The following is an 8,009-nucleotide window of genomic DNA, read 5'->3' on the forward strand; positions in this document are numbered from 1 at the left end:
CCCACACACCACTCCACGACGACCTCACAGTCACCGTCTCGCGGGGCTCGCTGCCCAATTCGGGGCAACTTCTCCAGTGTAAGCCTCCCGGCCGCCCCAGTCAAAACCAGGCCCGCCGCTCACCTACTCCGGCTCGCCACCAGCTCGCTGGGCCGTCTCTCTCGTTCCGGCCCCGCTCCCTGGCGGCTCCGATAAAGTTACACGGCCGTTCGCCGTTCACCTAATCGCCAGGTCAAAGGCTGTTTCCGGTTTTCCGGGGCCCAGATGGTCGTCAGTCCGCCGGCGGATCGACCCGGAACCCCGGCGCCCGGGGATCAGGGGCCCCGCGCAGTAGGCGCCGTCTCGTCCGGGCGCACGGAAAGGGGCGGGTGCCCGGGTTCGGACCTTGTCTCACGTATGAGCCTCCTCGGGGCAGCTCTCATCGAGCCGTCGTCCACCCTGAGACGCGGCCTTCGCCACTGCTCCCCGCCTGCCGCGACAGGGCCTGCAGCTACCGGCCGTTCACCTATGCCAGACCGGTCTGTCTAGTCAAACTTTTCGGTCGGGGCGACCGGGTTCGTATCCGTTTCCGGATCGGCTCACTAGCGTTCTGCCGCACATTGATCGCACGCACCCAGGAGCCCCATCCAATGCCCCGGTTCACCAGGCCAACTCCCAGACTCGCCCTCCTCGCCGTGATCGCCGCACCGCTCATGGTCCTAGCCACCGCGTGCGGCGGCGCCGCCGACGGCGATACCGCCTCCGAGGAAACCTTCGTCCTCAAGGTCACCGACGGTGCCAACGCCGGCCCGCTCGCGGTGGGCAAGCGTGACGGGACGTTCGACGAGGCGTTGGCCCCACTCGGGGCCAGGGTGGAATGGGTCGAGGCGGCTCCCAGCGTGAGCGCCAACCTCAAGCTCTTCAGCACGGGCGAGCTCGACATCTCCGAGGGGGCCTTCAGCCCGGTGGTGGGCGCGCTGTCCAAGGACGTCGATCTCAAGATCGTCGCCGCCGCAGAGCAGGGCGGCCAGGACCAGAGCGGCATCATCGCCCGGCCCGACTCCGGCATCGAGTCGGTCCGGGACCTCGAGGGCAAGCGCGTGGCCGTGAACCCCGCGGCCAAGGGCGAGTACCTGACCCTCCTGGCCCTCGAGCAGGCCGGTGTTCCGGTGAACTCGGTCGAGCGGGTCCCGCTGCAGATCAAGGACGGCGCCTCGGCGTTCTCCACCGGCCAGGTCGACGCCTGGGCCTCGTTCAACGCGCCCTACCAGGAGGCCAAGGCCAACGGTGCGGTGGAACTGGTCAACGAGGGCCAGCTCGACTCGCAGGACCGCAAGGTTCTCCTGGTCCGTGGATCGGTGGCGCAGGAACGGCCCGACGTGGTGGCCGCGTTCCTCTCCACACTCCAGGAACTCGTCCTTCGACAGGCCTCGGAGCCGGCCGACTTCCAGAACGTCTTCACCACCACCGGCCCCACCGCGCTGAGCGGCACCCGGCTGGAGGATGCCATCGCCGTCGGCGCCCAGGCCCTTCCCCCGGTTCCGCCTGGAGAGGACGAGGCCGAGGCTCTCGAGGCCGTCTCCCGAGTCTTCACCGAGAACGGCGTCACCCCTGCCCAGCTCTCCGCCGAGGATGTCTTCCTGGACCTGCGTCCGCTGGTCTCGCCTGAGCAGGCGGCTCAGATCGACCTCGAGGCCGGCCAATGACCAGCGCGGTGGCACCCGGTACCCGGCCCGTGACGACCGCCGCCGGTGACGACCCCGCCTCCGCCGTCGGCGCGATCCCGCTGGTCACCCCTCGCGTCCGCGCGGCATCGCCGCACCCCTGGTGGCTCTCCCTGACCATTCGGGTCTCGGTCCCCGCAGCCATCGTGGCCGTCTGGTGGATCGGGTCCGCCACCGGGCTCATCCAGCCCGAGGTCCTGGCGGGTCCGCCCGCGGTGTGGACCGCCGGCGTGGAACTCACGCAGTCCGGCGAGTTGGCGGCCTTTGCCGCAGCGTCGTTCCAGCGGGCCGCGATCGGAGTCACGCTCGGAGTGGTGATCGGCCTGGTGTGCGGTGCGCTCGCAGGGCTCTCCGCTCTGGGCGAAGAGCTGATCGACGCCACCATGCAGATCAACCGGGCCATCCCGTTCCTCGCCCTGGTTCCGCTGTTCATCGCGTGGTTTGGCATCGAGGAGGGCTTCAAGGTGGTCCTCATCGCCGTCGCCACGGTCAGCCCCATGTACGCCTACACCTACCTGGGCGTGCGCAACGTCGACCGCAAGATGGTCGAGGCCGCCCGCAGCTACGGACTCACCGGGCCGGCACTCATCTTCGGTGCCATCCTCCCGTCCGCTCTGCCGAGCATCCTCATGGCCCTGCGCATCTGCCTGACCATCAGCATCACCGGGCTGATCGCCGCCGAGCAGATCGGCACCCGGGAGGGCATCGGATACCTGGCCACCATGGCCCAGGAGTACAACCGCACGGACTACATGGTCCTGTGTGTGGCCCTCTACGCCCTGCTCGGACTGGCCTTTGACGCCGTGGTCCGTCTGATCGAAAAGGTCGCCATGCCGTGGCGAGGACAGGTGGCGAACCGATGAGCCCGACGACGACAACCGCAGCCACCGTGAGCCCTTCCAAAGCCGTGAATCCTTCCACCACCGCAGCCCCGTCCACTGCTGCAGCCCCGTCCACCGCCGTTAACTCCGACCTCCCGCCGCTTCTCGAGCGCACCCCCACCCCGGAGTCCGCAGAAGAACGACGCCGCGGGCGTCCGGTCGCAGTTTCCCTGCGAGGCCTCACCAAGCGGTTCGGGGACAAGACCGTCCTGCAGGACATCGACCTGGATATCCACCGCGGGGAGTTCGTGGTGCTGCTCGGGCCGAGCGGCACGGGAAAGACCACTCTCCTGCGACTTCTCGACGGGCTCGAGGGCCCGGATTCCGGCGAGATCCGGGTCCCCAAGGTCCGGACCACCGTCTATCAGGAACCGCGTCTCATCCCGTCCAAGAAGGTGCTCGGCAACGTCACTCTCGGACAGAAGCGATCGGCCGCCACCCGGGAGGCCGCGGAGCGTGCCCTCGGCGAGGTGGGGCTCGGCGACAGGTCCGGGCAGTGGCCCGCCACTCTCTCCGGAGGCGAGGCCCAGCGCGTGGCCCTGGCCCGAGCCCTGGTCCGCGAGCCGGACCTACTGCTCCTCGACGAGCCCTTCGCCGCCCTGGACGCCCTCACCCGGCTCCAGATGCAAGACCTGGTGGGCGACCTCGTGGCCACCCACAGCCCGGCGGTGCTCATGGTGACCCATGACGTCGACGAGGCCGTCCGCCTGGCCGACAGAGTCCTGGTGCTCGACGGCGGGAGCATCGCCCTCGACGTGGACATCGACCTGGCCCGCCCCCGAGACCGCAGCGACCCCGGCGCACTCGCCTACCGCACTGAATTCCTCGCCCGCCTCGGCGTGGGGCGACTCTCTCCCGACAGGACTTCACCATGACCATCGACACCCTCTGGTACACCCGCTGCCCGGTGCCCACCGCGAGCGGCATCGCCCACGGCCTCGGCACCCTGGCCGACGCCGCCTCCGGCGCGGGACTGGACTTCCGCATCCTCCAGGACGCGGACGCCCAGACCGCCCTCCATCACTTCGACCACCAGCTCACCGGGCTCATCCGGGAGGGCGGCAACGTGCCGGCCCTCGCGGCCCGCGCCGCCGGCGCCCCCACCCGACTCATCGGGCTGACCTGGGTGGATGAGGCACAGCAGATCCTCGTCGCCGCTGACTCCCACATCTCCTCGGCCGCCGACCTGGCCGGGCGCCGGATCGCCATCCCCGCCTGGGCGGCCGACGGCGGTCGGAGCTTCCCCCGGGCCATGGCGTTGCACGGCTTCAGCTCGGCACTGACCTCGGCGGGGCTGACGCTCACCGATGTCGTCGTCGTCGAGGTGGACGTGGAACGCGCCCCCGAGGTCCGGGGCTCCTCCCCCGCGCCGGCCGGCAGCGAGGCCCTGCCCCACAGCGACGCCACGTCCTTCCGCGCCGACCGAGGCCGGGCTGTCACCACCCCCGGCCTGGACGAACTGCTCGCCGGGACGGTGGACGCGATCTACGTCAAGGGCGCCCGCGGGGCCGACGCCGCACGCGAGCTCGGGTTGCGCGTCGCCGTGGATCTGGACACCGAGACGACTCTGCGCGGGCGGGTGAACAACGGCACCCCACGGCCCATCACCGTCCACTCCCAACTCCTCGACGAGCACCCCGAGGTGGTGGTGGACTTCCTCGTCCGCAGCCTGGACGCGGCCGCCTGGGCCTCCACCGACCTGCCGGGGGTCCGAGAGCTACTGGCTCGGGAGACCTTCGCCGAGGGCAGCGGGGTGGAGGACGCCTACGGCGAGGACTTCCACGTGGGCCTGGTCCCCACCCTCGACTCCGAGCGGCTCGACCTCCTGGCCGTCCAAGAGCAGTTCCTCTACGCCCATGGATTCCTCAAAGCTCGCGTGGACGTGGCCGCCTGGGCCGATCCGGCGCCGCTCGAGCAGGCACTGGCCGTCATCGCCGCCCGCACGGACTCACGCCCGGTGTCCCCCGAGGCCGCCCGCGCACAGGGGGTGCCCGCATGAGCGAGTTCGTCTGGCGACTGCCCTCCCACGGGGACGGCCGTAGCGCCCGCGCCGCCGAGCGCACCCGCGGCGGGTTCGGTCCCGACGGTGGCGAGGGGGCCGCCCCCACGATCGCCACGGACCGCCGACGGTCCACGGCGTTCGACAACCTGGACCAGGTCATTCATGCCGCCGAACTCACCGGGTGGGACGGCGTCCTGGCACCGTACGATCCGCTCGGCGAGGAATCCTGGGTGGTCACCGCCTCCGCGCTGCGCGGCACCCGCTACGTCCGGGGCGTCGTGGAGTTCACCCCGACCTTCGGGACCCCGGTGTACGCCTCCAAGATGTCCGCCACGCTCCAGACCATCTCGTCCGGGCGACTGGACTGGCGGCTCCACGTGGACGTGGTTTCGGACCTGGCCCGCTCCCTCGGGGACGACCTCACCGGCGACGACCGCTACCGCCGCGCCGACGAGTTCCTCACCGTCGCACGCAGCGTGTGGAACGACGACCCCGTCCCCGGCGCCGGCTTCCGTGGCACCGGTGCCACCCATTCCGGCGAGTATTTCCACGTCCTCGACGGCGGGTTCCGCGGCATCCTCTCCGGGCGCCCCTTCCCGAGGGTCATCCTGTCCGGCTCATCGGACGCCGCGGTGGAACTGTCCGCCGCCCACGCCGACATCCACTTGCTCACCCTGGACGACGACCCCGCGGTGGGAACCGAGATCAGGCTCCGTGCCGCCGACCGGGGGCGGACCGTCCGACTGGGCCTCGAGCTTCCGGTGATCGCCCGCGAGACCGAGGACGAGGCCTGGGCCCGGGTCGATCGACTCCTACACCAGGTTCAGCCCGATGCACCGACGGCAGGTCCTGACCCCGACGCCCGCCCGGACGAGTGGTCCGGCTTCGACGCCTTCGGCTACTCCACCCGGCGGGGCCTGGTCGGATCGTATGAGCAGGTGGCGTCCCGCTTCGCCGAGTTGGAGCGCGACGGGATCGACTACTTCGTGGTGACCGCCCACCCCCACATCGACGAGCTCTACCGGGGCGGGGAGCACTGGCTGCACCTCGCCGACCCGGCCGGACGCACTCTGACGCCCGAGGAGGCCAGCGCATGACCATCGACTTCTACTGGCGGATCGGGATGGAGGGGGACCACGCGTCCCTCCGTACCCCTCGCCGCTACAACCGGGGGAACGCTTCCGGGTACGGTCCCGGCAATGTCGCCCCGGCGATCCGCGGCGGACAGCTCGACTCCCACAGCTACATCGACCACGTGGCGGCGGTGGCCAAGGCGAGCGAGTCTGCGGGATTCCTCGGCGGTCTCCTGCCCTCGTTCCCCGTCACCGACGACCCCTGGGCCACCGCCGCGGCCCTCGCCAGGGAGACCAGCACCTACCGGTTCATGGTGGCCTTCCAGCCGGGGTTCCTCCATCCGGTCCAGGCGGCCCGGATGACGGCGAGCATGCAGCGCGCCACCGGCGGCCGCCTGCTCTACAACGTCATCAGCGGAGGCGGCGGACCCGCGCAGCTCTGGTGGGGAGACAAGGTCGACCACGACGACCGCTACGCCCGGACCAGCGAGTTCCTGGACGTCCTCAAGGGCGTCTGGGATGGCGAGCCGTTCGACTACGACGGCCGCTTCTACCGGACCCGCGGCGCCGCACTCCCACCCGGCCTTGCCGGACAGGACTTCCCCGAGCTGTTCTTCTCCGGATCCTCAGGAGCAGCGATCGACGCCGCCGGACGCCACAGCGACTACTACCTGTCCTGGCTGGAGCCGTTCGCCGACCTCACGGCCAAGTTCGACGGGGTCCGCGCCCACTCAGAGCGCATTGGCCGTACGCCCCGCTTCGCGGTCCGGATCGACATCGTCGCCCGGCACACCGAGGAAGCGGCCTGGGCCGAGATCGAGAAGGGCTGGGCCCACGTCGACCGGCAAGCCGCCCGGTCCGCCGCCCAGGGAGATTCCGTCGGCGCCGCCCGCATCGCCGGCTGGGTGCCGGGAACCATCAACGACTACCGGGACCTGGAGATCCAGCCCAACGTGTGGGCCGGCTTCAACCTCATCCGTGGCGGGCCTGCGTTCGGCCTGGTCGGCAGCTACGAGCAGGTGGCCGAGCGCCTTGACGAGCTGTTGGCACTGGGCGTGGATGCCTTCATCCTCGCCGGGAACCCCCACCTCGAGGAGGCCTACCGGGTCGGAGAGGAAGTCCTGCCACTGCTCGGCCGCCACCGCCTGACCCCGCCCGATTCGCCCGGCGCACTCTCCGTCCTCCAGCACACCTCCACCATCACCGAAAGGATCCCGTCATGACCACCGCAGCAACCCAACTCTCCGCCGAGGTACTCGAGTTCGCCGCAGCCGCAGCTCGCGACGCCGAGACCGCCTACCGCGTCTTCCACGAGACCGGCACCGTCCGCGGCAGTGGCACGGTGAACTTCGTCGAGCGCGTCCCCGGCGAGGACCTGGCCGTCCAGCTCAACCCGCCGGGCCCCTGGGCCTCGAGCACCACCATCGAGCCGGTGATTGCCACGTTCGACGGCGAGATCCTCTCCGGCAGGGGCCATGCCGCCTTTGTGCCCACCTTCGGCCGGGTCTTCCGGGAGCGCCCGGAGATCACCTCTGCCGTGCACGTCCACTCCCCCTGGCTCGGCGGATGGGCCCAGACCCATCAGCCTCTGCCCATCCGCTACGCGGCGTCCCAGCGCCTCACCCTGTCCCGGCAGATCTACCCGCACCTGGACCGGTCGGTGAACGCGGGCGACTTCATCCTGGAGAAGCTGCAGATCGATCCGGACCTGGTCGCGATCTTCGAGGCCAACGGCGGCTCGCACATGATCGGGCGAGGCGGGCTGATCACCCTGGCCAAGTTCGTGGTCCTGCTGGAGGAGGGCGCCAACTATCAGGCGATCGGCGAGGCGGTGGGCGGCTCCCAGGAGTTCGACCAGACCAACCTCGTCGAACAGTGGGGACGCAGTGGCCTGCTCGAGGAGGCTCGCCGAAGGGGTCTCGTCACCATCTGATCGGACAGCCCTCCATACCCCGGCCCTGCCACCTCTCGTCGCGCACAGAGGTGGCAGGGCCGATCGATTTCGGCGGGATTCTCATACGCGGGCTGCCCCCTTCGCCTCAGCACAGCTACTCCGGCACAGCCGAAGGCGGACTCAACGCCGTCGCCACATTGGTGTCACGTGACGTCGGGCACGGGCTGTTCCCCGGCTGCGGGGCTGGGCCTGCCGCCGGCTCCGGGCTGGTTGAGGGTGTGGGGGTGTAAATGGCGGGAACCCCGAACCGTGGAGTTCGGGGTTCCAGCGTTGTGTGAAGTTGTGTTCGGCGGTGTCCTACTCTCCCACACCCTCGCGAGTGCAGTACCATCGGCGCTGGCAGGCTTAGCTTCCGGGTTCGGAATGGGACCGGGCGTTTCCCTGCCGCTATGGCCG

7 protein-coding genes and 1 rRNA gene are annotated in these 8,009 nt (G+C 70.3%); 7 read left to right on the plus strand and 1 reads right to left on the minus strand.

Features of this window, described 5'->3' with window-relative positions; genetic code table 11:
• Positions 1 to 629 precede the first annotated feature (629 nt).
• The 7 genes from RWK90_RS17185 to RWK90_RS17215 are packed head-to-tail and all read left to right on the plus strand — an operon-like array spanning position 630 to position 7,592.
• Positions 630 to 1,685: an NrtA/SsuA/CpmA family ABC transporter substrate-binding protein gene (locus tag RWK90_RS17185; RefSeq protein WP_314038851.1), complete on the plus strand. Its 1,056-nt coding sequence runs from the start codon at positions 630 to 632 to the stop codon at positions 1,683 to 1,685.
• Complete coding sequence (locus RWK90_RS17190) at positions 1,682 to 2,566, plus strand: ABC transporter permease subunit (protein ID WP_314038852.1); 885 nt, start codon at positions 1,682 to 1,684, stop codon at positions 2,564 to 2,566. The genes RWK90_RS17185 and RWK90_RS17190 overlap by 4 nt, the downstream gene beginning before the upstream one ends.
• Before the next feature lie 44 nt (positions 2,567 to 2,610).
• Positions 2,611 to 3,459 carry an ABC transporter ATP-binding protein gene (locus RWK90_RS17195; protein WP_314038853.1) on the plus strand — a complete coding sequence of 283 codons (849 nt, stop codon included), beginning with the start codon at positions 2,611 to 2,613 and terminating at the stop codon, positions 3,457 to 3,459.
• On the plus strand, positions 3,456 to 4,583 hold the full coding sequence (locus tag RWK90_RS17200; protein ID WP_314038854.1) for an ABC transporter substrate-binding protein: 1,128 nt from the start codon (positions 3,456 to 3,458) through the stop codon (positions 4,581 to 4,583). Before RWK90_RS17195 ends, RWK90_RS17200 begins: the two co-directional genes overlap by 4 nt.
• The gene (locus RWK90_RS17205) at positions 4,580 to 5,683 is read left to right on the plus strand and encodes an LLM class flavin-dependent oxidoreductase (protein ID WP_314038855.1); all 1,104 of its coding nucleotides are present in this window, start codon (positions 4,580 to 4,582) and stop codon (positions 5,681 to 5,683) included. Before RWK90_RS17200 ends, RWK90_RS17205 begins: the two co-directional genes overlap by 4 nt.
• Positions 5,680 to 6,882 (plus strand): LLM class flavin-dependent oxidoreductase, encoded by a 1,203-nt coding sequence (locus RWK90_RS17210; RefSeq protein WP_314038856.1) that lies wholly within the window; start codon positions 5,680 to 5,682, stop codon positions 6,880 to 6,882. Before RWK90_RS17205 ends, RWK90_RS17210 begins: the two co-directional genes overlap by 4 nt.
• The gene (locus tag RWK90_RS17215) at positions 6,879 to 7,592 is read left to right on the plus strand and encodes a class II aldolase/adducin family protein (protein ID WP_314038857.1); all 714 of its coding nucleotides are present in this window, start codon (positions 6,879 to 6,881) and stop codon (positions 7,590 to 7,592) included. Before RWK90_RS17210 ends, RWK90_RS17215 begins: the two co-directional genes overlap by 4 nt.
• Before the next feature lie 305 nt (positions 7,593 to 7,897).
• On the opposite strand, the gene rrf is transcribed toward RWK90_RS17215, so the two are convergent.
• Positions 7,898 to 8,009 (minus strand): 5S ribosomal RNA (gene rrf, locus RWK90_RS17220); the annotation flags it as partial.

Source organism: Dietzia sp. CH92, from assembly GCF_032248695.1.
GTDB lineage: Bacteria > Actinomycetota > Actinomycetes > Mycobacteriales > Mycobacteriaceae > Dietzia.

Bases quoted from the DNA above. Each gene is read 5' to 3' on its own strand.
- RWK90_RS17215 (WP_314038857.1), top strand. From the start codon at position 6,879: ATGACCACCGCAGCAACCCAACTCTCCGCCGAGGTACTCGAGTTCGCC.
- RWK90_RS17185 (WP_314038851.1), top strand. From the start codon at position 630: ATGCCCCGGTTCACCAGGCCAACTCCCAGACTCGCCCTCCTCGCCGTG.
- RWK90_RS17210 (WP_314038856.1), top strand. From the start codon at position 5,680: ATGACCATCGACTTCTACTGGCGGATCGGGATGGAGGGGGACCACGCG.
- RWK90_RS17205 (WP_314038855.1), top strand. From the start codon at position 4,580: ATGAGCGAGTTCGTCTGGCGACTGCCCTCCCACGGGGACGGCCGTAGC.
- RWK90_RS17200 (WP_314038854.1), top strand. From the start codon at position 3,456: ATGACCATCGACACCCTCTGGTACACCCGCTGCCCGGTGCCCACCGCG.
- RWK90_RS17190 (WP_314038852.1), top strand. From the start codon at position 1,682: ATGACCAGCGCGGTGGCACCCGGTACCCGGCCCGTGACGACCGCCGCC.